Origin of the sequence: Daejeonella rubra, from assembly GCF_900103545.1 — a bacterium.
Lineage (GTDB): Bacteria > Bacteroidota > Bacteroidia > Sphingobacteriales > Sphingobacteriaceae > Daejeonella > Daejeonella rubra.
Map to the genome: position 1 here is coordinate 1 of NZ_FNHH01000039.1, position 26,554 is coordinate 26,554.

At 39.3% G+C, this 26,554-nt stretch carries 22 protein-coding genes and 1 tRNA gene; 4 read left to right on the forward strand and 19 right to left on the reverse strand.

Annotated elements, in window-relative coordinates:
- Window positions 1-515: 515 nt before the first annotated feature.
- From BLR27_RS17215 to BLR27_RS17235, 5 genes are all read right to left on the reverse strand, one after another.
- Complete coding sequence (locus BLR27_RS17215) at window positions 516-1,280, reverse strand: succinate dehydrogenase/fumarate reductase iron-sulfur subunit (RefSeq protein WP_090706959.1); 765 nt, start codon at window positions 1,278-1,280, stop codon at window positions 516-518.
- A 141-nt stretch (window positions 1,281-1,421) separates the two neighbouring features.
- Window positions 1,422-3,356: a fumarate reductase/succinate dehydrogenase flavoprotein subunit gene (locus tag BLR27_RS17220; protein WP_090706961.1), complete on the reverse strand. Its 1,935-nt coding sequence runs from the start codon at window positions 3,354-3,356 to the stop codon at window positions 1,422-1,424.
- Window positions 3,357-3,401: 45 nt separating this feature from the next.
- Entirely contained in the window at window positions 3,402-4,184 is a 783-nt protein-coding gene (locus tag BLR27_RS17225; RefSeq protein WP_090706963.1) for a succinate dehydrogenase cytochrome b subunit, read from the reverse strand.
- A 133-nt stretch (window positions 4,185-4,317) separates the two neighbouring features.
- Window positions 4,318-4,977 (reverse strand): ligase-associated DNA damage response endonuclease PdeM, encoded by a 660-nt coding sequence (gene pdeM, locus BLR27_RS17230; RefSeq protein WP_090706965.1) that lies wholly within the window; start codon window positions 4,975-4,977, stop codon window positions 4,318-4,320.
- 68 nt (window positions 4,978-5,045) lie between these two features.
- Window positions 5,046-6,557 (reverse strand): Do family serine endopeptidase, encoded by a 1,512-nt coding sequence (locus BLR27_RS17235; RefSeq protein ID WP_090706967.1) that lies wholly within the window; start codon window positions 6,555-6,557, stop codon window positions 5,046-5,048.
- 240 nt (window positions 6,558-6,797) lie between these two features.
- On the opposite strand from BLR27_RS17235, the gene dapF reads away from it, so the two are divergent.
- Together dapF and BLR27_RS17245 are read left to right on the forward strand one after the other, a co-directional pair.
- Complete coding sequence (dapF, locus tag BLR27_RS17240; protein ID WP_090707003.1) at window positions 6,798-7,586, forward strand: diaminopimelate epimerase; 789 nt, start codon at window positions 6,798-6,800, stop codon at window positions 7,584-7,586.
- A 230-nt stretch (window positions 7,587-7,816) separates the two neighbouring features.
- Window positions 7,817-10,717 carry a DEAD/DEAH box helicase gene (locus BLR27_RS17245; protein WP_090706969.1) on the forward strand — a complete coding sequence of 967 codons (2,901 nt, stop codon included), beginning with the start codon at window positions 7,817-7,819 and terminating at the stop codon, window positions 10,715-10,717.
- Here BLR27_RS17245 and BLR27_RS17250 read toward each other — a convergent pair whose 3' ends face one another.
- The 13 genes from BLR27_RS17250 to BLR27_RS17310 form a co-directional block, all read right to left on the reverse strand.
- Entirely contained in the window at window positions 10,718-11,329 is a 612-nt protein-coding gene (locus BLR27_RS17250; RefSeq protein ID WP_090706972.1) for a trimeric intracellular cation channel family protein, read from the reverse strand. It lies immediately after the preceding gene.
- 53 nt (window positions 11,330-11,382) lie between these two features.
- Entirely contained in the window at window positions 11,383-12,024 is a 642-nt protein-coding gene (aat, locus tag BLR27_RS17255) for a leucyl/phenylalanyl-tRNA--protein transferase (protein ID WP_090706975.1), read from the reverse strand.
- 22 nt (window positions 12,025-12,046) lie between these two features.
- A complete protein-coding gene (locus BLR27_RS17260) occupies window positions 12,047-12,337 on the reverse strand; it encodes a hypothetical protein (protein ID WP_090706977.1) in 291 nt (96 codons plus the stop codon).
- A gap of 27 nt (window positions 12,338-12,364) precedes the next feature.
- Complete coding sequence (locus tag BLR27_RS17265; RefSeq protein WP_176767742.1) at window positions 12,365-13,024, reverse strand: TonB family protein; 660 nt, start codon at window positions 13,022-13,024, stop codon at window positions 12,365-12,367.
- 37 nt (window positions 13,025-13,061) lie between these two features.
- Entirely contained in the window at window positions 13,062-13,757 is a 696-nt protein-coding gene (locus BLR27_RS17270) for a peptidoglycan DD-metalloendopeptidase family protein (RefSeq protein WP_090706982.1), read from the reverse strand.
- The gene (gene trhA, locus BLR27_RS17275) at window positions 13,754-14,383 is read right to left on the reverse strand and encodes a PAQR family membrane homeostasis protein TrhA (RefSeq protein ID WP_090706984.1); all 630 of its coding nucleotides are present in this window, start codon (window positions 14,381-14,383) and stop codon (window positions 13,754-13,756) included. Before trhA ends, BLR27_RS17270 begins: the two co-directional genes overlap by 4 nt.
- 5 nt (window positions 14,384-14,388) lie before the next feature.
- The gene (gene rbfA, locus BLR27_RS17280) at window positions 14,389-14,772 is read right to left on the reverse strand and encodes a 30S ribosome-binding factor RbfA (protein ID WP_090706986.1); all 384 of its coding nucleotides are present in this window, start codon (window positions 14,770-14,772) and stop codon (window positions 14,389-14,391) included.
- A 147-nt stretch (window positions 14,773-14,919) separates the two neighbouring features.
- Complete coding sequence (gene hflX / locus BLR27_RS17285; RefSeq protein WP_090706987.1) at window positions 14,920-16,107, reverse strand: GTPase HflX; 1,188 nt, start codon at window positions 16,105-16,107, stop codon at window positions 14,920-14,922.
- A gap of 101 nt (window positions 16,108-16,208) precedes the next feature.
- Complete coding sequence (trpC, locus tag BLR27_RS17290) at window positions 16,209-17,015, reverse strand: indole-3-glycerol phosphate synthase TrpC (protein WP_090707004.1); 807 nt, start codon at window positions 17,013-17,015, stop codon at window positions 16,209-16,211.
- A 35-nt stretch (window positions 17,016-17,050) separates the two neighbouring features.
- The gene (locus tag BLR27_RS17295) at window positions 17,051-17,614 is read right to left on the reverse strand and encodes an anthranilate synthase component II (RefSeq protein ID WP_090706989.1); all 564 of its coding nucleotides are present in this window, start codon (window positions 17,612-17,614) and stop codon (window positions 17,051-17,053) included.
- Between the two features lie 139 nt (window positions 17,615-17,753).
- Complete coding sequence (locus BLR27_RS17300; protein WP_090706991.1) at window positions 17,754-19,163, reverse strand: anthranilate synthase component I family protein; 1,410 nt, start codon at window positions 19,161-19,163, stop codon at window positions 17,754-17,756.
- A 235-nt stretch (window positions 19,164-19,398) separates the two neighbouring features.
- Window positions 19,399-19,842, reverse strand: coding sequence for a cytochrome B (locus tag BLR27_RS17305; protein ID WP_090706993.1), 444 nt, complete (start codon window positions 19,840-19,842; stop codon window positions 19,399-19,401).
- Window positions 19,843-19,904: 62 nt separating this feature from the next.
- On the reverse strand, window positions 19,905-20,918 hold the full coding sequence (locus tag BLR27_RS17310; protein WP_143007780.1) for a YncE family protein: 1,014 nt from the start codon (window positions 20,916-20,918) through the stop codon (window positions 19,905-19,907).
- A gap of 167 nt (window positions 20,919-21,085) precedes the next feature.
- Between BLR27_RS17310 and BLR27_RS17315 the strand changes: the two genes are divergently transcribed.
- Both BLR27_RS17315 and BLR27_RS17320 read left to right on the forward strand, forming a co-directional pair.
- Window positions 21,086-24,103, forward strand: a complete 3,018-nt coding sequence (locus BLR27_RS17315) for an amidohydrolase family protein (protein ID WP_090707002.1) — start codon at window positions 21,086-21,088, stop codon at window positions 24,101-24,103.
- A gap of 22 nt (window positions 24,104-24,125) precedes the next feature.
- Entirely contained in the window at window positions 24,126-25,433 is a 1,308-nt protein-coding gene (locus tag BLR27_RS17320) for an amidohydrolase family protein (RefSeq protein WP_245704548.1), read from the forward strand.
- 853 nt (window positions 25,434-26,286) lie between these two features.
- On the opposite strand, the gene BLR27_RS18610 is transcribed toward BLR27_RS17320, so the two are convergent.
- Window positions 26,287-26,399, reverse strand: a tRNA-OTHER gene (locus BLR27_RS18610).
- Window positions 26,400-26,554: the final 155 nt, after the last annotated feature.

Below are 26,554 nucleotides of genomic sequence, written 5' to 3' on the forward strand. Positions count from 1 at the left end.
TATTTTAATTCTGTATCGAAGTTTACATCCAATGATGCTGGCTGAGTTACACTAAATGAAAGAACATCAGATAAAGTAATGTTAAGATTTGCAGTCTGTGCAAATGATGCTGTACTTAAGAATGAAACGAATGCGATTAATGCGAATATTTTTTTCATGTTGTTTTTATAGTTAGATTTTTTTTTCCTTGTTTGATCATACTAAGGCAAAGAGTAGTCCAAACCGCTAAACATGCCAAAAACAGGGTTTTTGAGGAAAAAACAAGGTATTATATGGGATAAATTTTCCCGATTGGGGAATTGAGTACTCAAATCAGTGATAATTACCCGGTATAATGTTTTAGACCTGTTCCTGATTTATCTGACCTTAATTACTATATAGAACCCAATAATTCAATACTGGATAAATCATTTGAAAGGTATTCAAGGGTAAAACCTCCGGGATAAAATGTACAAAAAAAGCTCAAACACGAAAAACGTATCTGAGCTATTATAACCTTTATAAAAATGTTCTGCTTATTCTTCTGACTTGAATAGCTTTGCAGTGAAATAATCGCGGTTCATTCTGGCGATATTCGTTATTGATATTTCTTTAGGACATTCAGCTTCACAGGCACCAGTGTTGGTACAACTTCCGAAACCTTCCGCATCCATCTGTGCAACCATAGCCTGCACACGACGATAACGCTCAGGTTGTCCCTGAGGTAATAATGCTAACTGAGAGACCTTTGCAGAGACAAACAGCATTGCAGAGGCATTTTTACATGCAGCTACACAAGCCCCGCATCCGATACAGGTAGCAGAGTTGAATGCCTCATCAGCAATAACCTTTGGTATTGGAATAACATTGGCATCAGGAACTCCACCAGTATTAACCGAAATAAATCCTCCGGCCGCCTGAATACGATCGAATGCAGAACGGTCTGTTGCAAGATCTTTAATTACAGGAAATCCTTCAGCGCGCCATGGCTCAATAACTATGGTATCTTTATCATTGAAACTACGCATATGCAGCTGACAGGTAGTAATTCCTTGCTTCGGACCATGCGGTCTACCATTAATGTGCAATGAACAGGATCCGCAGATACCCTCGCGGCAGTCATGATCGAAGTGAATAGGATCATCACCTTTTTTGATCAACCCTTCGTTTACAACATCAAGCATTTCCAGAAATGACATATCCGGAGAAACATGGTCAGCCTGATATGAAACTAATTCACCTTTTGCTTCAGCATTTTTTTGACGCCAAACCTTTAATGTCAAATTCATATTATTGCTCATTTTTATTGAGATATGAGATGTGAGACATTAGATATGAGATATAAATCTGTACTCTGTGTCTCAATCTTGGTTTTTATTATTGAGATTGATATGAAATTTAAGACGATAGTGTCACAAATCTCATATCTCTTATCTCCTGTCTTATTTATAACTTCTTTGTGTTAATTTAACATTTTCGAAAACCAGCTCTTCTTTGTGCAGGGTTTCTGGTTGATTATCTCCTTTATACTCCCATGCCGCAGCATAAGCGTATTGATCATCATCCCTTAATGCTTCACCTTCAGGGGTTTGACTTTCTAAACGGAAGTGACCACCACAAGATTCTTTCCTGTCAAGAGCGTCATCCACCATCAGTTCTCCAAGCTCAAGGAAATCAGCAACACGGCCAGCATTTTCAAGATTCTGATTAAACTCTTCGTTAACACCGGTAACGATGGCATTCTTCCAGAAATCTTCTCTAAGTTCACGAATAAGGCCTTTCGCTTTGATAAGACCTTCTTCAGTTCTGGCCATTCCACAATATTCCCACATGATATGACCTAACTCACGGTGATACTCACTAACGGTTTTATTACCTTTTAGAGCTAAAAGCTTATTGATTCTATCAACAACGCTCTTTTTAGTTTCTTCAAATGCCGGATGATTTGCGTCAACTGCTTTTGGACCAATGGTAGCAAGATAATCTCCCAAAGTATAAGGGATCACAAAATATCCATCTGCAAGACCCTGCATCAGAGCAGAAGCACCTAAGCGGTTAGCTCCGTGATCTGAGAAGTTAGCTTCTCCCAAACAATAAAGTCCTTTTACCGTAGTTTGTAAGTTATAATCAACCCATAATCCACCCATAGTGTAATGAACAGCAGGGTAAATACGCATAGGTTGCTTGTATGGATTCTCATCTGTGATCTGCTGGTACATATCAAACAGGTTACCATATTTAGCGCGAACAGCATCTTCGCCAAGGCGACTGATAGATTCCGCAAAATCGAGGTATACCGCTATTCCTGAAGCACCAACTCCACGACCATCATCCACCATTTCTTTTGCATTACGGGAAGCAACATCGCGTGGAACAAGGTTACCAAATGCAGGGTATTTTCTTTCCAGGAAATAATCGCGATCATCCTCTTTCAGGTCAGTCACTTTTATTTCTCCCTTGCGAAGTTTTTCTGCTAATTCCTTTGTTTTAGGTGCCCAAACCCGACCATCATTTCTCAATGATTCTGACATTAAGGTCAGCTTTGATTGATGATCACCGGTAACAGGAATACAGGTAGGGTGTATCTGTGTAAAACATGGATTGGCGAAATAAGCGCCACGCTTATGCGCTTTCCATGCTGCAGTTACATTACAACCCATTGCATTTGTAGAAAGGTAGAAGACATTACCATAACCACCGGTACATAATAGCACTGCATGAGCTGAATGAGTTTCAATTGCACCACTGATCAGATCACGGGTTACAATACCTTTTGCCTCACCGTCAATGTTAACCACATCCATCATTTCATGGCGGGTAAACATTTTTACCTTGCCTAAGTTGATCTGGCGGTTCAAAGCTGAATACGCACCTAAAAGAAGCTGCTGTCCTGTTTGTCCTCTTGCGTAGAAAGTACGTGAAACCTGTGAACCACCGAATGAACGGTTATCCAATAAGCCTCCGTATTCACGGGCAAAAGGAACACCCTGTGCTACGCATTGGTCGATAATATTAACCGACACTTCTGCCAAACGGTAAACGTTGCCTTCACGGGCACGGTAGTCACCACCCTTTATAGTATCATAGAATAAACGGTAAACACTGTCGCCGTCATTCTGATAGTTCTTTGCACCATTTATACCACCTTGAGCAGCAATGGAATGTGCTCTTCTGGGACTATCCTGAAAGCAAAAAGCTTTTACATTATAACCCAATTCTGCCAGAGAAGCCGCTGCAGAAGCTCCTGCCAAACCTGTCCCAACTACAATAACCGTGTATTTACGCTTATTAGATGGGTTAACCAGTTTAAGGTTAAATTTGTGTTTGGACCATTTCTCGGCTAAAGGGCCTTGTGGAATTTTAGCATCTAATTTCATCTCAGAAATTTATTTTAACCCCGGTTTCCCGGGTATTGTGTAATCTTATTTGAAGAAAAAGTATAAAGGCATTGCGGCAAAAGCCAATGGAATCAACACTCCAAAAATCCAGACTCCCAAAAAGCGGATAATCGGAAGAAGTTTACTGTTGTTCCATCCAATGGTTTGGAATGCACTTTTGAATCCGTGGATCAGGTGGAATGACAAAGCAGCCATAGCAATGACATATAAAAGAACGTACCACCAGGTTTGGAATGCATTGTTAACGATCTTATACAAATCCTTTGAAATAACGATTTGCTTACCAGCCTGTACGTCAACGATTTCTGAATGTACCAGCCTGTTTGCATCATAGGGCAATTCTGAAACCTGAATATCTTTCGGGTTGTCAAGACTGATCTCATATTTTGCATAAGGCAGTTCAGCATTATGATATTTCCACCAGAAATCACCCATGTGAACCACAATGAATACTAAAAGTATGGTACCTAATATGCCCATGTTTCTTGATGTCCAGGGACTATTCTGACCACCGGCCTGAACGGCGTATGCTACAGGACGCGCTTTTTTGTTACCTGCGGTCAGCATTAATGCATAAACTGCATGAATGATGATTGAAGCATATAACAAATAGGAAACGATCTTTATCGGACCGAAATGCGTCATAAAGTAGGCATAGGCATTGAATGCCTGTCCTGCATCATCCTTAAACAACTGTAAATTTCCTACTAAATGTACAATAAGGAACGTACAGAGGAAAATGCCTGTCAGGGCCATTACCAGTTTTTTTCCCAATGAGGATGAGAACGTTTTTGCGAAATTGCTCATTACCTTGTATTATTTTATTATTCAGGGAGCAAATTTATCATTATATGAGAAAAATCATGCAGTTAAATAGCATGGGGATTAAGAATTTATCTATTTAGAAACAATCTAATCTTAAACCTTAAAATCAGGCAGTTTAAAAGCTTACGATCTTATCCTTTAGAACTGCAAAAATACGGTCTCCCTTAGAATTTTTCATTCTGACCTTACCTGTAAATTTTCCGAAAGCCGGCAGAATGGCTTGTCTCTTCCCAAAATGAAAACATGGGAGCGTAAGTATTTGCCTTCCGGCACCTTCCAAAACAACACCCGGATGAATATGACCGCTGATCACATATAAACCAGCTTTTGCCAAAAGACCCTTTTCCATAGGCTCATGAGAAAAACGAAAGGGACCTGCATCTAAATACCCGTACAATTCAAATTTGAGATCAGAATATAATGCCTTGTTCAGGATATCATGATTACCGAGTACCAGGATCATCCGAAGATCACTGAATAAAGAGCGCCAAAGTACCAGCCAATCCCAGTCATTGTTCAAGTCGCTATGAAAAAGATCTCCGAGTAGTAAAATGGTTTTAGGGCTGTACCGATGAATGAGGTCTGATAATTCGGCAAGGTCATCCTGCTCCATCATTTTTGGAATGGCTATACCTGCCTTTCTAAAATGTCCAACCTTCCCAAGATGAATGTCTGCGACAATGAGAGTCTGTTGTTCCTTCCAATAAATGGCCTTTTCAGGCAGGAGTAAAAGGTTCTGATCAAGAAAAGTTAAAGCATAGGGAACTGAAGCCATCTCACAAAAATAAGAAAGCCTCCCCAAATTATCGGGAAGGCTTTCTAAAAGAATTAATAGATGAAAAATTATCTCACCTGAAACTGATATCTGATCTGCATACCATCCGGACTGATCGCATTAACAGTTGCCATATTGTTTCTGCCTGAAGAAATAGCCGTTTCTATGTCATCTGCATTAGTGATAGGACGACCGTTAATTGAGGTGATTATTGTACCCTGAACAACATCCAGCTGATCAAAGAAGCCTCCTGGCTTAACATTACTAACTACAACTCCAGAACTGATCTTATATTTCTTCTTAAGTACATCACTGGCTGGTGCAAAGCTTGCACCAAGGTTCTTAGTTACTGCACTATTCGTACTGTTATTTGCTGTTCGAACTGATTCTTCACCTTTAAGGGTGACATTGGTCACTAATAGTTTGCCAGCTCTTAAATAAGATAACTGAACTTTATCGCCAGGGCCAAGGCGGCCAATACGTTCCTGCAGATCAGAGGGTGAAAAAATCTGATTTCCATCTACTTTAGTGATGATATCACCCTCTTTCAATCCGCTTTGAGCAGCACCGCTGCCGGGAATAACTTCATTAATATACAGACCGTTAATTTCTGAAACTCCAAGTCGTTTAGATTGTTCAGCATCAAGTCCGGTGAAATTAACTCCTATATAACCTCTGCGAACAGAACCAAATTCCTTGAAATCATTTAAAACTTTCTTTGCAAGATTGATAGGAATAGCAAAGCCATACCCCTCATAACTACCACTCTGAGAAGCAATTGCAGCGTTCACTCCAATAAGTTCACCCTTGGTATTTACCAGTGCACCTCCGCTATTACCACGATTAATTGCCGCATCAGTTTGAATGAAGGATTCGATTGCTGTTCTTGCCTGAGGCTCTCCATCCGTACTCTGATTATTCCCCTGATCCAGAATACCTATCTGTCTGCCCTTTGCACTAACGATACCCGCTGTTACAGTGGTATTAAGAGCAAAAGGATAACCTACTGCAAGAACCCATTCACCAACACGTACATTATCAGAATTTCCCAATTTCACTATCGGAAAACCAGAACCTTCAATTTTTAATAAGGCAAGATCGGTATTGGCATCCCTTCCAATCACTTTTGCCACGAGAGAGCGTTTATCAGGCAGGATCACATCGATCTTGTCCGCATTATCAACAACATGATTGTTTGTTACGATATATCCATCATCAGAAATGATCACACCTGATCCTGAACCCTGAGCCGGACCCTGAGAACGTCTTCGTCCTCCAAAAAAATCTTCAAAAAGATCCTGCATCTGTTTATCACGACCAGAATTACCCTCACCAGAGTCATTATTATAGGTAGTCTTGATATGCACCACAGCAGGAGTAACAGAAGCTGCAGCCTGAGTAAAGTCAAGTTCACCGGATGATGAATTTATAGTAGGAGAAGGATTATTTGTAAAATAAACTTTTTGTTTGTCTTCAAAAGAACTTCCATCCTGTAATTTACTTTCGATCAACTTATACGATCCGATAGCAACTGCCCCACCAAGGCATGCTGTTAAAAAAGTTACACCAATCTTGTTCATATGTTCAAATTTTCTTTTTTTAAAATAGTAATAATTCTTTCTCAAAATTAATACCAGTTAAACGCAATACCAGTAATTCCAATATCCTTTTTATGTTAAAAAATGTTAAATGTATATTTAACGAAAGCTGTCATTAATAATCTGAATTAAAGCAATTTCAAATTAAATACCGAAATTTAAAAAATGTTTTACCACGCATCAATCACTGATCTGGTAAAACCTATTTATTACACTCAATTTATGAAGTTAGATTTTTTAAAATACGAAGGTGCGGGAAATGATTTTATCCTTATTGACAACAGAAACGAAACATTTTCTTTAGTTGACGATACGGAAACCATTAAAAAACTATGCGACCGTCACTTTGGTATTGGGGCTGATGGATTAATGGTGCTGCAGATGAAAAATGGTTTTGATTTCGAAATGCTTTATTTCAATGCAGATGGCAGGGAAGGAAGTATGTGCGGCAACGGCGGAAGATGTATTGTTGCATTTGCAAATCACCTGAAAGTTATTGAAGGAGAAACTAACTTTTTGGCAGTCGATGGTCCTCATTATGCCACAATTTCAGAAAATGGCAATTGGGTAAGCTTACAAATGATTGATGTTCAGGACATCAAAACAGATGGCGATGCATTTGTTCTGAACACCGGATCACCACATTATGTATTAGAAGTTGAGGATCTTGCTTCTAAAGATGTTTATCAGGATGGAAAGACCATCAGATATAATGAAACCTACTCTGCCAAAGGAATCAATGTAAACTTCGTTGAAGACCTTGGCGATCATTACTTTGTAAGAACATACGAAAGAGGAGTTGAGAATGAAACATTTGCCTGTGGCACCGGTGTAACAGCTGTGAGCATGGCGATGGCAAAGAAAAAAGGATTGACTGGCAGGATTAAGAATTCAATCAGAGTACCGGGGGGAAATCTGAATGTTAACTTCAATTATGATGGAAATTCATTCAATAATGTATTCCTGGAAGGTCCGGCAACATTTGTATTTGAGGGTTCAATAAACATCTAAGACTGGATAATTTTCGGGTTCAAGGTTTCTTTGGGTTAATTATTCTACGATCATTCCAAAATCCACAAAAAAAAGAGAACATAGCTATATTTTATTGTTATTTTTTTATTCCAAGTGCCTTTTCTATCAAAAATTAGCATTTTTTTTAGGGTGTTCCCTAAAAAATGAAAATTCTGTTTAGATTTAGAATTTTTTATTGGTGAGCTTGCCAATATTTTTTCTAAATCCCTATGTTAAGAGTTGACAGCGAAAAGCCATGTAAAATTGTATACTCCATCTGCAAACATGAGTTTTTAGGCTTTCTGATCGAACCTCATATTGTACAGTTAAATTCAGATGAGGGATTCTCTCTTACCTACCAAAGGTTATTCAGCACAACTGCGCTTGAGTTCTCATCCATTCTGGATGAAACGGACATGAAGCTGATTAAACTTCTGGAGGAAACTGAACAGGGCCATATTATCAAGCGATATCATAAAAAGGCTATCAGACCGGTTGAATATTTCAGTACCATATTTGATGAAAAGATCTACGACACGTTAAGACCAAAGATCGAAAAGAAAATAGTGGAGGCCTTAAAACTTATTGGCAACAGAAACCTCTACCTGATGAGCAAAGAAGGCTGGCCGGTTGAAAGGAAGCTTAGTATTGCAACAGAGCCATCATCTGTTTTATTTCATTTCAGACGCAATCTAACAGAAACACGATATTTTCCAACCATTAAATTCCAGGGGCAGCGCATTGAGTTTATGTTCAAAGAGGCACAAATCATTTGCAATCAGCCCGCCTGGTTATTACTTGATGAGGTTCTCTACTATTTCGAGGAAGATGTAGAAGGAAAAAAATTACAACCCTTTCTAAATAAACGCTTTATATCCATTCCAAAATCGTCTGAGAAAACATACTTTGAAAAATTTGTCGCACCGCTAATTGAAAAACATGCAGTTTATGCTGAGGGATTTGAAATCAGGACAGAGAAGTTTGAGGCTATACCTGTTCTGAAGTTACTTCATTCAGATAGTGAGGCCCCTCAGCTGCAATTGTATTTCAGATATGGCGATTATATATTCCCCTCAGGAAGTGACAGGAGGGTAACTGTGCGAACTGAGAAGCGCGACAATGACTATATCTTCCACCGAATAAAACGATCACTAAGCTGGGAAAAGAATAAGATAAATATATTACAGGAGCTTGGCTTAAGCTCTTCCGGAACAGTTTTTTCAAATGTTTACAATCCAGTTAGCCAGGATAAGGATTCTGAAGATTCTCCTTTTAGTGTTATCAATTGGTTGAATGAGCATCATGATGACCTTGAAACTAAAGGCTTTTTGTTTGAACAAACCGAAGGCAATAAACGATATGTTATTGGTCGAAGCAAAGTGGATCTGGAGATCAGAGAAAACAATGATTGGTTTGATATCCATGCTGTGGTTCACTTCGGTCCTTATCAGATTCCATTTATTGACCTAAAAAATCATATCCTCAATAAGATACGCGAGTTTAAGCTTCCATCAGGAGAAATTGCAGTTATACCGGAACAATGGTTTGCACAATACAGTAATCTGCTGCAATTTTCAGAAGGCAGCAAGCATCTGAAACTTAAAAAACACCATATTGGGCTTGTCAATGATTTCAGCAATAGTGATTTGGCGATCGTTAGTATGGACAGGAAGCTTAAAAAGCTGGCTGATTTTGAAGAAATCGAAGAAATTGATGTTCCGAAAGCTTTTCATGGAATATTAAGACCGTACCAGAAAGCTGGCTATAACTGGTTTCATTTCCTGAGAAAATATAATTTCGGAGGTTGTCTGGCAGACGATATGGGTCTCGGTAAAACGGTACAGACCCTTGCATTGCTTCAAAAGGTTAAGGAAGAGAACCATGATATCGGAATACACACCACATCGCTGATAATTATGCCAACCTCATTGGTCTATAACTGGCTGAATGAGGCTAAAAAATTCGCTCCAAAACTTAAGATCCATGCACATACCGGCAGTTTTAGGAATAAAGACATAGAAATATTTGCAAATTATGACGTGGTAATTACTACTTATGGAATAAGCAGGGTTGACGTTGAGATTTTAAAAACGTTTTTCTATGAGTATATTATTCTTGATGAAAGCCAGAACATCAAAAATCCTGCATCGAAATCATTTAAATCAGTAAAAACACTTAAATCAAAACATAAGCTGATCCTGAGTGGCACTCCGGTTGAAAATACGGTGAATGATCTCTGGACACAGATGTCTTTTATCAATCCGGGTTTATTAGGCAGTCAGAGCCTGTTTTATACTGAATTTGTTATCCCCATTGAAAAGAAAAAGGATGAAGAAAAAGCTTCCAAACTTCAGGCATTAATAAAACCATTTGTATTAAGGAGAACCAAAACTCAGGTGGCCACCGAATTGCCTCCAAAGACTGAAAATCTGTTTTACTGCCAAATGAGTGAAGAACAGAAAGAGTATTATGAAGAGATAAAATCAGAATATCGCAATGCATTACTTCTGAATCTGGAGGATGGTTCATTTAAAAAATCTCAGATCCAGGTATTACAGGGTTTAACCAAACTCCGGCAGATCGCAAATCACCCGGGAATGATCGATGAAGGCTATGCAGGTGATTCGGGAAAATTCGAAAACGTGATCCATACCCTTGAAAATGTGCTTTCCAGAGGGCATAAGGTTCTCGTATTCTCACAATTTGTCAAGCATCTTGATATTTACCGGAAGTATTTTAATGCAGAAAAAACTCCTTATGCTTATTTAGACGGGGCAACAGCCAAACGTGGAGAGGTTGTTAAAGAGTTTCAGTCCAATAAAGATATCAAGCTCTTCCTGATCTCCATTAAGGCAGGTGGAGTCGGATTAAATCTTACAGAGGCAGATTATGTATTCATTCTGGATCCATGGTGGAATCCTGCTGTAGAGCAACAGGCAATTGACCGGACCCACCGGATAGGTCAAAATAAGAATGTTTTCATCTATAAATTTATAACCAAAGACACAGTTGAAGAAAAAATCCTTGCATTACAGAACCGAAAACGTAAGGTTGCTGAATCATTGATCACTACAGAAGAAAGTTTTGTTAAATCATTAACTGCCAGAGATATTGAGGATATCCTGAGTTGATCATCTGGAACCTATCTTAGGAAGTGTAAGCTTATATTTAACAGCAATTGTTCGTATAAGTATGATAATGAATACACTGATGAAGGAGTTTATATTATCATCAATTTCAAGCAACTTCAGCAAAACAAATACTGCTGCTCCAGACAGACAAGCGGTGGCATAGATCTCCTTCTTGAAAATTAGTGGGATCTCATTAATTAGCGTATCTCTGATCACTCCGCCCATTACTGCTGAAAACATTCCCATAATTATCGCTGCCAGTGGAGAAACTCCATATTCCAGAGATTTCTGCACCCCAACAACTGTATAAAGAGCTATACCCAATGTATCAAAAAGAAAGAATGTTCGTCTGTATTTCAGGATATAGTACTTAAAGAAAATAGCAAATAATACCCCTATTGTTATTGCGATCAGGTAATTTCCATCAGCAACCCAGGCAGGACGGGTGCCAAGGATCATGTCTCTGAGTGTACCTCCTCCAACTGCTGTTACAAAACCGGTAAAAGTAACCCCAAAGATATCACGGTACATATTCTTATCCGAAGCCGCTAATGCTCCTGAAGTTGCAAACACCAGAGTGCCGAGTAAATCGATATAATAAGGTAACTGCATCGTTTGTTTTGAAAAACCAGGATTAATTTAGTGATTTTTTATTCATCGTCTCATTATTTTGGATCGGAATTCAGATAAGCTAGATATTGGCTCATACTTATAAACCCCGCTCCCAGACTTTCGAGATGGCTGGTGTGAACCTGACAATCAATGAGCGTAAAACTCTTGTTTTGACATAGCCAGATCAATGCTGCCTTAGAGGCATTGCTAACCTTGCTGAACATACTCTCGCCACAGAAGACAGAATTTATATGGATACCGTACAAGCCTCCAACAAGCTGATCATTTTCCCAAACCTCTACAGAATGAGCAAGACCTAATCGAAATAAATTAATGTAAGCCTCCTGCATATCACCAGTTATCCAGGTTCCTTCCTGATCTTCACGGCTGATGCTGGCGCAGGCATTTATAACCTCAGGAAATGCTTTATCAAATGTAATCCTAAATTTATCTGAGTTCATAAGCTTGCGCATTGTTTTAGAAACCTTTAATTGATCAGGAAACAATACAAACCGCTCATGGGGAGCATACCATAAAATTGGAGTATCATCAGAAAACCAGGGAAAAATTCCACTCTGGTAGGCAAGAATTAATCTTTCAGCAGAAAGGTCGCCTCCAATTGCCAGAAGTCCGTCTTCATCTGCCAGCTCAGGTTCAGGAAACCATAGTTCATCTTCAGATAACTGAAAGATCATGAATAATAGATTGTCATTAACTTCAATTCAGAAACATCAGCAAAATAACCGGTGATAATACCAGAACCGAATATAGTGCCATTGATCTCAGATTAAATCTGTCTTTGACCAATAAGACAATGGAGATAACCGGCAGAAATACGATCAATGCAAGCATTGGAAGCCAGAGCAATTCAAAAACTGCACCGGTAAACGCATAATAATATACATCCACAGTATTTCCAATGATCCAGTAAAGCGCCACAAAAATGCTGATTACAAGCACTCTTTTATTATTAACTGAATTTTGAAATGCGGTTGAATTTTCTGTCATTATATCTTTAATAGAGGCAAATCATATCTATTTACAGTGTTGTTCAATGAAAGTGGCCGATCTGCTGCTTCCCAGCATTCTGATAATTTGAAAATCTTCACAGGCACCCTGCGAATCTCCTTGCTTAAGTTTACGCTGAGCCTGTTTTAATAATCGCTCAATGAATTTATCGTCATAACCTAACTGCATCTTGATGGCTTCAATACGGGCTTCATCAGCAGGGTTGTAATTCCCTTCAGATTTTTTATCATAGTAATTGAAGATTACCATACTCAGTCCTTCTCTGGCATGATAGGCATTAATTGCAGCATTAATTTCGTCTTTGGAACGCTGCTCACATTTATAATCCCTAAGAGTAAAATTAACTGGCAGTACCATCGAAACCAGGGTATCATGATTAGCCGGCATGATCCACTTACCGGAAGTTAGACGCACTACCCGTAAAGCCTCTTTATCAAGATCTATCCCAAATCCTTTTGTTACCTCTGAGTAGTATATCTTCCCCTGCTGGTTAAGCTTAAAGCTAACCTGAACAGTACCCTGCAGGCAATTATCACGGGAATATTCAGGATAGATCAGATTATTGTAGATAAAGCTTGCCAAATTCTTCTGCCCACCTTTAAATACAGGTTGTTCATCAGCAAAAAGAGATGTGATAGTGGATAATATAATGAATAGCAAATTCATGGACATTCTCTAAATTAAGTAAATTAAAGAAGAATACTTAGCTGAAAGTTCGATTTAATAAAATATCAGGGTCCGGGCAATTACCAAGAAATTTCAGCTTTTCAGAAAATTGACATACGCCCGGGTAATCACCTTCATGGCCCTGCATGTCTAAGATCAGCTGAAAATGCAGGTGCGGAGGCCAGTTTCCATTTTCTGAAAAAATACCAAATTCAGCGATCTTTTCACCCTGCTTCACTATTGCACCCTTTTGTAGTCCTGAAATGCTGCTCAAGCTCAAATGCCCATATAAAGAATAGAAAATCAAACCATCCAGGTCATGTTCAAGTATCAAAGTGGCACCATAATCGCCAAAGGCATCATTAAACCTGAAACTATGTATTTGACCTGAAAGAGGTGCATATACAGGTGTTCCCGCCTCTGCCCATATATCAACACCCAGGTGTAAACGTCGTGGTTCCTCTGAATTATTAAACAATTCGCTTCTGGAATAAAGCATACGACGTTCATTATATCCACCTAAACCGTAACGGCAATTATTGACTTGTAATTTATTGGATATCCAGGATGAAAAAAGTGAAGTATCCGCAACAGTTTGCGGGCTTAGCTCCTGATTAGAAGAGCTGAAGTCAAATGGAAATAATTTATCGGTTTGTGAATCGAAATCAACCAGTGGAGAAACATGTTCAGGATGATCCTTCAGATAAAGCTCCAGCTGAGTCAGCCTGCTCATGCGAAAAGAAAGTAATAATTATAAATATAATGCGACAAGGCACCGGCTACAACGAATAAATGCCATATCTCATGACTATGAAAAGTGTTGCCCATAGGCTTATCTTTATAATAAAAGAAGGTACCACCTATATAAAAAATGCCTCCCAGAACCATCCAGGCAATTGCTGAAAGGGGCAACTTTTCGGCCATCTCTTCCATTAATGGCACGATCAGTGCGCCCATGGAAATGTATATGGCCAATGAAAGGCCGGTATGCTTCAAGCGATTGAATATTTTTAGCAGACAACCTGCAAGTGCAATTGTCCAGATCATGCCGAACAGGGTCCAGCGGATCCATCCATCAAAAACAAGTAAAGCTGTTGGAGTATAGGAACCGGCAATCATCAGGTAGATACAGCAATGATCAAATTTCTGCCAGAAGCGGATCTCTCTTTCAGTATTGGGATAGCTATGATAAGTTGAACTTATGCCAAACAGGACAAAAGTACAAATGCCATATACCCATGCGGCTGTGTATTCTATTTGAAGATCCGCACGGCTTAGCAATAGAAATGTACCCGGAATAGCCAGAATAGCAGGAAATAAATGGGTATAAAAGTTTACGGGCTCTCTTATAGTCCTCATACTGCTTAATCTTCGCTTTCTGAATCTTCAGCCTGACGAGGTTCTTTACTGATTTTATCAAAGATCTTATCCATGCGCTCCACATATTCACTGGTATCGTCCAGAAAAAATTCAAGATGTGGTACTATTCTAACCTGATCCTTAATACGATTACCCAATTTATACCTGATCTCATTTGCATGAGATTTAATGGTATTGACAGCAAGTGTATTATTGGTACTATTAAAAAAGCTCAGGTAAACACGGGCTATTGCAAGATCCGGTGATACCCTCACCCTGGTAATGGTCACCATTATATTAGGCAGAAAATTCATTCCTTCCCTCTGAAATATTTCAGCAAGATCTTTTTGAATTACTCCTGCAAACTTTTGTTGACGTTTTGATTCCATAACATGGGGAAATAGAAGGCGTGATTTACAAATTAACTAAAATTAGACGTGAATGTAAAAAGCCGGGGTTAAAGATGACCTCCATTCAATAAAAAGAAGGTCAGCATCAATTCAAAAATGCTTTTATTTCACAAGTGGCAAAAATTACTAGTAGAGCAATTTATCGTATGGAAATCGTTTTGTATGAAGCGCCTTCACCTTTTCATACAATACAGACCTGAACTCCTCCACATTTTCTTTATTCAGTGCTGAGATGAAAATTGCAGGGTTTCTATCCTTACTCATCCAGCTATTTTTAAAATCAGCCAGACTCATTGGCGGATGCTCCTCCTGCGGATCATATTCGGCTGGCTTATAAGCATCTATTTTATTAAAAACAGTGATTATTTCTTTATCTATAGCTCCCATTTCCTTTAATGTTTCATTGACCGTGTTGATCTGATCTTCAAAATTAGGATGAGATATATCCACAACATGGATCAGGATGTCTGCTTCACGCACTTCATCCAGGGTAGATTTGAAACACTCAATCAGGTGATGCGGCAGTTTGCGGATAAAACCAACAGTATCAGATAACAGAAAAGGCAAATTTTCAATCACAACTTTTCTAACTGTTGTATCAAGGGTAGCAAAAAGCTTATTTTCAGCAAAGACCTCAGATTTTGAGATCATATTCATGATGGTTGATTTACCAACGTTGGTATAGCCAACCAGAGATACCCTTATCAACTGGCTTCTGTTTTTACGCTGAGTTTCGTTTTGCTTATCAATTTCTTTCAGGCGTTCCTTAAGTACAGATATTTTATTGAGGATCAAACGACGGTCAGTCTCGATCTGGCTCTCACCAGGTCCGCGCATTCCGATTCCACCCTTCTGACGCTCAAGGTGAGTCCATAAACGTGTTAATCTTGGTAAGAGATACTGAAGTTGTGCAAGCTCAACCTGGGTTTTTGCCTGCGATGTCTGGGCCCTTCTGGCAAAAATATCAAGGATAAGGTTGCTTCTGTCAAGAATCTTTACCTGAAGTTCATTTTCAATATTTCGCAGTTGTGAAGGAGAAAGTTCATCATCGAAAATGACCATATCTATCTCTTCCGATTTCACATAGGCATTTATCTCTTCCAGTTTTCCGGTACCTACAAAGGTTGCTCTATCAGGACGCTGCATCCTTTGTGTAAATGCCTTTTGCGTATCACCACCGGCAGTTTCAACCAGAAATTTTAATTCATCCAGATATTCCCGGGTTTGCTCTTCAGTTTCTCCAGGTTTAATTATCCCTACAAGAACTGCTCTTTCCGGTTTTACTGTGGTATCATGAAATTTTAGTCTAGGCATCTATTAATATTAACAAAGTACAAAGATAATGGTTTGAAACGGTCAAATTGATCTTACCCTGTCAGATTATCCCTGAATAACGTTTTTAAAAAGATCAGGGCTTATATTTGAGCTACAAACTCTTTCATTGCTTTCCCCGGATCCACTTCTTTCATAAAGTTCTCTCCAATCAGGAAGCCATTAAATCCCGCTCTTTTGAGTTCTACAATTTTCTTAGGATCACTTATTCCACTTTCTGAGATTTTCAAAAACTCAGATGGAATATGATCCACCAGATCATGAGAATGCTGTATAGAAACAGAAAAATCACCCAAATTCCGGTTATTCACTCCTACCGCATCTAAATCCTCACATAGACTCCGGTTTAATTCTTCCAGATTATGAACTTCCAGCAATACATTCATGCCCAATGATTTGGCAAGCTTTGAAAGATTTTGAATTTCCAAGGGAGATAATATGGAGGCAATAAGCAGGATAATATCTGCCCCCAGAGCCTTTGCTTCAATGATCTGAAACTCATCCAGCATAAAGTCTTTCCTTAATATCGGAATACTATTCACTTTTCTTGCCGCGATAAGATCCTTGTTAGTTCCTCCAAAGAAACTTTCATCTGTTAAAACAGAAAGTGCAGATGCACCTGCTGCAACATAGCCATTTGTAACTTCCTCTACACTCAGTTTATCATTGATGATCCCCTTTGAAGGTGATTTACGCTTGAACTCTGCGATTATACCCGTAAGGGCAGGATTTAAAATAAAATCAGGCAAAGAAAAACACGCTCTTGAAAAAAAATCACTCTGCTCCAGCTTAATAAGCGGTGTTTTAAGCTTTGAAAGTGCTATTTCCTCTCTTTTTTTTTCAACTATCTTATCAAGGATATTTCCCTTGGCACTCTGTGAAGATTTCATATCCGTTTTATTCATATTAATTTGAACTATGAAGCTTAGCTCAGCCAGTTTGTAATCAGTAATTTACCATGTTCGGTGAGTACAGATTCCGGATGAAACTGAACACCTCTTACATCAAGAGTACGATGTCTTAAAGCCATTATTACTCCATCAGAGTCAACCGCAGTTACTTTGATCGCCTCAGGTACATTGTCATTGCGCACTGCCCATGAATGGTAGCGGCCAACATTGAAATTTTTTGGACAATTAAAGAATAGCTTCTCCTGATCATCAAGAACAGTGATCTCTGTGGCCCTTCCATGAACCGGACGGGTAAGATTATATAACTCACCTCCAAAGACCTCTGCAATTGCCTGTAATCCGAGACATATCCCAAGAATACTCTTACTTTCTGAATATGTACGGATCACATCAAGCAATAATCCTGATTCAGAGGGTATACCGGGGCCAGGTGAAAGAAGGATCTTTTCAAATGCATTGACATCGGCCAGTTGAAACTTATCATTGCGCCAAACTGTAGCTTCATGGCCAGTTTCATTCAGCAGATGCACCAGGTTAAAGGTAAATGAGTCGTAATTATCTATTACTAATATGTTCATATTCTATTTTTTCAATTAAAACTATCAATTCTATTGAGGACGGAGGTATGAGGTCAGAGGTCGGAAGTATGAAGTATGAGGTCGGAGGTCAGATAACTGATAACTGACAACAAATTTCAGACATCAGACTTCATACCTCCTATATCTCCCCCGCCATTTCCAAAGCCTTCCTCAAAGCCATGATCTTGTTATTTACTTCATTCAACTCGCTTTGCGGATCAGAATCAGCCACAATACCTGCACCCGCCTGATAATGAAGTACATTATTCTGACTCATAAATGAGCGGATCATAATGGCATGATTAAAGTCGCCATTAAATCCCATATAGCCTATTGCTCCGCTATAAAAACCGCGTTTTTGCTTTTCAAACCTGTCAATTAGCTGCATTGCCATGTATTTTGGAGCACCGCTGAGGGTTCCTGCCGGATAAGTGTCGCCAACAACATCAAAAGGATCAACTGAATCCTGCAATTGCCCGGTTACCTTAGAAACCATATGGATCAAGTGAGAGTAATACTGGATCTCTTTGAAAGACCTTACTTCAACCTTATCGCAATGCCTGCTCAGATCATTCCTGGCAAGATCCACTAACATAACATGCTCTGCATTTTCTTTCACATCCTTTTTCAGATTCTCAGCCAACTCTGCGTCCAGGAGGTCGTTACCTGTTCTTTTAAACGTACCTGCAATAGGATAAATGGTTGCCTGATTATTCTTGATGGTGAGCTGTGCTTCGGGTGATGACCCAAAAAGTTTAAAATCACCGTAATCAAAATAGAATAGATAAGGTGATGGGTTGATTGAACGCAAAGAGCGGTACACATTAAATTCATCCCCTAAAAATGGCTTGGAAAAAGCACGGGAAGGAACGATCTGGAATACATCCCCGCGATAAACATGTTTCTTTACATTTTCGACCAGTTCAATAAACTGTTCATCCGTGAAATTCGATTTCTCCTCCCCGTTTAAACTGAATTTATATTCAGGGAAATTTTTATTCTGAATGAGATACTGGATTTTTTCAAGCCCGTCAGGAGCATTCTTATCCATTCGGTGTTCAAGCAGATAGAGCTCATTCTTGAAATGATCAATTACAATAATATACCTGTAAACATGATACTGCATGAGTGGGATATCTCTCCCCTCCGCCGGACCAGATTGCAGCTTGATATCTTCAAAATGCTCTACGGTTTCATATGCAAAATATCCGAAAAGGCCGTTTGAGATGAATTTAAAATCATTATCGGAAGTCGACTCAAACTGCTTCCTGAAATCAGAAACATGCTTTTTCAGGTCAAGATCGCCTAATGGATATTGCTCTCTATTACCGTCAGGAAAATAGGTCTCCAGTTTATCACCATTCAGCACAATTCCGGCTATCGGATCACAACATACATAGCTTAAGCTATTTTCCCTGCTATGATAATCAGAGCTCTCCAGTAAGATACTGTTCGGAAAAACATCTCTCAAGCGCAGGTATATGCTTACCGGAGTTGTTGTATCCGCCAGGAGTCTTTTGTGGGAGGTGTGTAATTTATAATTCTTCATAATAAAATTTTAACCGGTCATATAATTTTCGGGGGATCACTGACCATAAAAAAACCCGACGATTTATGGCGCCGGGTTGTATATTGTTTAGATTTTGCTTGACTATGCTATCACTTCAAAATACCTGTTCCCTGCGCTACTTTTAAGGTGCGCCACCAATTGCCAGTATTTTGTTTCATCTTCATCGTTCACAAAAATATAAAGAAATTTGAGAATGCAAATTTTTTCGCTGAGTTTATGACATTCCCAGTAGAGGGCGTCCGCTTTGATAAATTGCAACAATAATTACCAATACTGCCAAACCATAGTATAAAGCAATAGCCCTGTGTTTATTCATGGCATCTTTTGCCTTTTTAGAGCGTGAATGGCCTACTGTGATCAAGATTATGGCAAACAACATCATAACTGAATGCTCTACCGTCCAGTAACGGGTCATAGCATCTTTCATAGCCACAGCCATGTTGGAATAGTTGACCACCGGACTGAAAAAATACAATATCAGTCCCACCAGAAACTGAGTGTGAGTAAAGATCATCGCAAACAGGTTCACTTTACGATTAGTTTCGGAATAGGATTTTTTACCAAATAACCCAATAATTGCCATTAATAATGCCAGGGCTAATAATAATAGGACGATATATCGCAGTCCGGAATGCAGGCCTAATAAAGTTGAATACATATCTTTTTTATTTTATATCAAAGTAAAGCAAAAAGTATCATTAATAACAATCCTAAATATTGTTAACGCGCGTCCAGATATATGGCCTCAGGACTACTTGTTAGAACGGCAATTGCAGCCGGTTTTACGTTTCCGCTATCTGCAAATTTAAAAGTCAGGATCTTACGCCCCGCCTTTTCAGCAACATAGATCAGATCTTTTGATGTTCTGTCATCCCAGGCAATATCAACAGGATTTCCCATTCCGGTATTCAGACCTTTAATCGTGGTTTTGGGGCTAACTGCTTTACCTGCTACTGTGAATTCTGCATTTGCATCTTTGATAATATAAATTGCTCCATCTGTATCAAATCCAGCAGAGCTAGCTTCTGCAATATCTGTTAAAAGCAGTACATCCCGATCAGCAGAATAAGTTATTCCATGAAGCCGGGTAGCTCCGGTAATTGTTATTTTCTTTGATGGAGTGATATTTCCTACGGCAAGTTCAGATACTTCTTCAAACAATTGAACCTCTGCACGAGCCAGATCAATTACAACAAAAAGCCTGTTATTATCCAGATGTATACCCCATGGCTGTCCATTAAGCTTCAATTTTTTAAAGGCAGCTGCCGTTCCTGTTAAAGTACTGGCTTTGGTATACACATAAATTGCGCTGTCGATATTGCTGGAAACATATAAAACATCGCGTGTACGATCGTAGGCCATTTCTCTGGCACTAAGCAGGCCTTCGTCAACAAATGAGTTACCAGTTGAGAGGCTACCATCAGTATTCACTTTAAAAGTCCTGATATTCTGATTCTTTCTGCTTACCTGGAAAACAGTGCCGGAAAATGGGTTAAAAAGGATTCCGTTTCCATCGGGCAATTTTGAATCGAATTTATAGGGTTCTGTAAATGCCGTCTGATCCGCAGGATCAAAGATCATTGTATTTGCTATAGCTGCGTCTGTATCTGCATTTGAAACATATAATCTGGAGACCGTACTTTGTGGCATCGGTTCATTATCATCTTTTGTACATGCAGACAAAATGAATAACGGAAGCAGATATAAGGCCTGAAGAATGATTCTCTTTTTCATATTCAGCTTCAAAGTTAAGAGTTGAAATGGATAAATGCTCACCCTATTTTTCAGCATCCGGATCAAACCGGCTGGGCCCTCATAATAATGTAACAGCAATGTTATATTTCGACTATAATGACTAGCTGAATATCAACTACATTCGAACTCCTAAAACCAAAATAGTAATGAGATATTTTCTTCTTTTATGTTTACTGATCGCACAGGTCTGCGACGCAGCTGCACAGGTAACTTACCCTGTGAACGGCTCACATGATAAACGACCGGGCCTGTATGCCTTTATCAATGCTACAATAGTTGTCAGTTCAGAACAGACAATAAGCAATGGTGTATTATTGGTCAAAAATCAAAAAATAGAAGCCGTAGGTCAGGGATTGACTATTCCTGATGGATACATTAAGATTGATCTGAAAGGTAAATTTATTTATCCTTCATTTGTTGATGCCTATACAAGCTATGGCTTAGCAGCCGGGCCAGGTATCCGACAAGGAGGTGGTTTTGGACGAAGCCAGGTATTTACCTCCACCAAAGCAGGTGCCTATTCATGGAATGAGGCGATCAGGCCGGAAATTGCAGTCAGATCAATTTTTGCTGTCGATGCGAAGAAAGCAGAAGACTATAAAAAAGCAGGTTTTGGCACCGTGCAATCTGTTAGCCGTGATGGAATTGCAAGAGGTGTATCTCTTATTTCAACTTTAAATGATAATGATGAAAGCACCGTGATCCTGAAAGATCAGGCGGCAGCCCATTACTCATTCAGCAAAGGAAGTTCTACCAACAGCTATCCAACTTCCCTGATGGGTTCTATCGCATTGTTGCGCCAAACATATCTGGATGCTGCCTGGTATAAGAATCAAAAAGATGAATATAATATCTCATTGGATGAATTCAATAAAACGCAATCACTTTCACAGATATTTGAGGTAAGTGATGTTTTAAGTGTACTTAGGGCTGATAAGATCGGTGATGAATTTGGTAAGCAATATGTATTCAAAACAGACGGCAAGGAATATCAGCGTTTGACTGAAGCAAAAGCAACAGGAGGAAGTTTCATTATCCCTTTAAACTTCCCAAAACCTTTTGATATTGAAGATCCGGCTGATGCAAGAAATATTAGCTATACCCAATTAAAAGACTGGGAGCTGGCACCATCAAATCCATCTGCACTTGAAAAAGCAGGAATAAAATTCGCAATAACCAGCTTCGGCCTGGAAGCAGCCCCGAAAGATTTCTGGACCAACCTTCGTACTGCGATTGATCACGGATTGACCGAGAAGCAAGCTTTAAAGTCATTAACCGAAGTACCGGCAGAAATGTTGGGTGTATCTGAACTGGTTGGAACATTGAGTAAAGGAAAACTCGCAAACTTTATCATCACATCGGACAATATCTTCAAAAAAGATAATATCATTTATGAGAACTGGGTACAGGGCAATCAATATGTTGTTACAAAAATGGATATCGCCGATCTAAGAGGCACCTATACCTTAGATATGGAAGGAAGCTCTGATCTTGAAATTAAGATTGGCGGAACAACAGGCTCTTATGACCTTAAAGTAGAGCGAAAAGGAATAGACAGTATCAAGGTAAAAGGTAATATTACCCGGACTGGTGATCTCTTAAGTATGAACTTCGATCTGAAGAAGAATCCTGCAGGAACTACCAGATTAAACGGGTACATCAGCTCAGTATCACCAATAACTTTCAAAGGTGAGGCTATTTTAACTGATGGCACAAGCAAAAAATGGACTGCTTCATATAAAGAAGCCTTTAAGGATCAGGCAAAAAAGGAGAGCCCGAAACCCGTAATTGCCAGCGGTCCGGTTATTTATCCATTTATGGCCTACGGCTATACTGAAGCCCCCAAAAAAGAAGTTGTTTTGTTTAAAAATGCTACGGTCTGGACCAATGAGAAAGAAGGAAAGTTAATCAATACAGACGTTCTGATAGAAGGCGGTAAAATAAAATCGATCGGCAAAAACCTAAGTGCAGGTTCTGCGAAAGTGATCGATGCAAGTGGAAAGCATCTTACTCCCGGCATCATTGATGAGCATTCACATATTGGCGGAAGCGGCGGTATTAATGAAGGGGCACAGTCTGTCAGCTCGGAAGTCAGAATCGCTGATATCATTACTTCAGAGGATATCAATATTTACCGTCAGCTGGCTGGAGGAGTTACATCCTCACAGATCCTTCATGGTTCAGCAAATGCAATTGGCGGACAATCACAGCTTATTAAACTAAGATGGGGCAAAAACCCTGAAGAACTTAAGTTTGAAGGCAGTGATGGCTTCATCAAATTTGCTTTAGGTGAAAATGTGAAACAAAGTAATTTTCAGATTCCGGGAGGAAATTTACGCTTCCCTCAATCAAGAATGGGTGTTGAACAAGTATTTATTGATGCCTTTACCCGTGCCAAAGAGTATAAAACAGCAAGGGCAGTGAAAGGAAATAATGTAAGACGCGACCTGGAGTTGGATGCACTGGTAGAAATACTGGACAATAAGCGTTTTATTACCTGTCACTCTTATGTTCAGTCGGAAATTAACATGCTGATGCATGTAGCTGATTCTATGGGCTTTAAGATCAATACCTTTACCCACATACTGGAAGGTTATAAAGTTGCTGATGGAATGAAGAAACGTGGAATTGCTGGCTCTACTTTCAGTGATTGGTGGGCTTATAAAAACGAAGTTGCTGAGGCTATTCCTTACAATGGAAAGCTCATGCATGACGTAGGTGTTTTAACCGGTTTCAACTCGGATGATGCCGAGATGGCCAGACGTTTGAATCAGGAAGCTGCAAAAGCGATCACCTATGGTGGGATGAGCGAAGAAGACGCATTGAAACTAGTCACTTTAAATCCTGCTAAAATGCTGCATATAGATAACAGGGTAGGAAGTGTGAAAGTTGGAAAAGATGCAGATCTGGTTCTATGGTCTGACAATCCATTGTCCATTTATGCAAAAGCTGAAAAAACATTTGTAGATGGTATTGCTTATTGGGATATAGATCAGGACGCACAAAAGCAAAAGGAATTAAAAGCAGACCAGGGAAGGATCATTCAGAAAATGATCGAAGCCAAGAGCAGCGGAACGGTAACTGCCCGCCCAAGCCTGCAGCGTCAGCGTCTTTACGAGTGTGAAACTATGGAGAACCTCGACCTTTCTGCACAAAATCAATAATCATCACAAAATGAAGATCAACATGAAAAAATATACAGGCTTTGCGGGTCTAATGCTTTATGCAGGATTCGCCTTCGGACAAGCTACAATTATACCTTCTAAAGCACAGTCAAAACCGGTAGCAATTATTGGTGCCACAATCCATACAGGAAACGGGCAGGTCATAGAAAATGGCTATATCAGCTTTGATAAAGGGAAGATCACCGGAATAGGCAATGCAGGTGGAATGGATTTCAACTCAGGAACCACCAATATTATTAATGCAAAAGGTAAACATGTTTACCCTGGTTTCATTGCAGCGAATACATCACTGGGATTGATAGAAGTTGAATCAGGAGCAAGAGGTACAGATGACCAGGGAGACGTTGGTGAAATCAATCCGCATATCCGTTCAATAATCGCCTACAATACTGATTCAAAGGTTATCCCAACCTTGCGTTCAAACGGAGTATTAATGGCGCAGCCAACTCCTGCAGGCGGATTAGTATCGGGTCAGTCGTCAGTTGTAGTATTAGATGGATGGAATTGGGAAGATGCTTCTTATAAGAATGATATTGGCATCCATATCAATTGGCCGGTAGTTAGAACCCGCGGTGGGTTTTTCGGGCAGAATGCTGCGGCACCAGCAGGTGATCCTAAAGAGGCTCAACAAAAACAGATCTCTGAGTTAGAAAGCTATTTTACTATAGCCAAAGCTTATTCTGAATTGTCAAAGCCAGCTGAATTCAACGCCCGGTTTGATGCCATGAAGGGCCTGTTCAAAGGCAGCAAAAAATTATTTATCCATGTAAATACTGCAAAAGACATCATCATGGCAGTTAATCTGGCTAAGAAATTCAATGTAAAACCTGTGATCGTAGGAGGTACAGAATCTTACCTGGTGACAGATCTTCTTCGTGATAACCAGGTACCTGTAATTCTTGTTGAAACGCAAACCTTACCAGACAGAACTGAGGACGATGTTTATCTTCCTTATAAGCTTCCAAAATTACTACAGGATGGTGGAGTTCTCTATTCACTGACAGGTACGGGATACTGGCGTCAGCGTAATCTTCCATTCGAAGCAGGCACAGCGGTTGCTTATGGCTTGACAAGAGAACAGGCATTATCAATGATCAGCCTGAATACAGCCAAAATACTGGGGATCGATAAAACAACAGGAAGTCTGGAAAAAGGAAAAGATGCAACTCTGTTCATTTCAGATGGCGATGCGCTGGACATGCTGGGCAATAAGGTAGAATCGGCTTTTATTCAAGGCCGAACCATTAGTTTGGATAACCTTCATAAGCAGTTGTTTAAACGATATGCTGATAAATATGAACTGAAATAGTTCAAAACGGGTATTCTGAATTTTACGAATTTGTTTTAATAAAATAAGCTCCTGATGGGCAGGAGCTTATTTAAACTAACCAATTATAAACCTGTTGAATAAGGTTTGCTGTAAGGGAAGGAGTCGAACCTTCACGAAGCAGTTATTTCCCTGTTACGGTATTTCCCAGATCTTCGCCACCGAGACGAGGAGGTGTGTCTGCCAAATTTCACCACCTTACAGTGTGTAAGCAATTATTTTCCGATTGCTTGATACAAATGTAAATATAAGGTTTGTTTCTTGCAAATATTTTAATAATATATTTTAATTTTTGCTAAATAATTAAATATTATATCATTTTGATACCAAATTAATAATTGACTGTCGCCTTTTGTGTATAAAATTTCCAACCTGGCAAAATTCTGATACGGAAGAAAGGGATATTTAATGGAATTGGGATTGTTTTAAACAAAATAAGCTCCTGATGAGCAGGAGCTTACCAAGGTCATAGCTTAAGGTAGCGCAACAGGAACTATATACGGGAAAAGAGTTTTCAAACTTATTTGGACAATAATATTCTTCCCCCTAAATCTGCCTGAGGAGGAATAAATGGGAGTGGTCCCAGAATCGTTCAACTCTAAAATCAAAGCCTTCAGGGCACAGTATCGAAGTGTGGGTAACGTGAATTTCTTTCTCTTTAGGTTAGCTAAACTTTATGCCTGGTACACAAATTTGGGTGTGATCCATTATTATGAAGAATTTACGAAATTTTTAAAGCGCCTGCTTAAAACCAAATTGCTATTAAATAAATAAGCTCCTGATGGGCAGGAGCTTATCTAAACTAACCAATTATAAACCTGTTGAATAAGGTTTGCTGTAGGGGAAGGATTCGAACCTCCACGAAGCAGTTATTTCCCTTTTACGGTATTTCCCAAATCTTCGCCACCGAGACGAGGAGGTGTGTCTGCCAAATTTCACCACCCTACAGTGTGTAAGCAATTATTTTCTGATTGCTTGATACAAATGTAAGTAAACGAGCCATTTCTTGGATCAAGCATAATTCTTGGGGGATAAATAAAAAAAGAGTTGCTTTGTGTTTACTCAACCGAACATCACATTGCAAGACACTTACCAAACCCTCG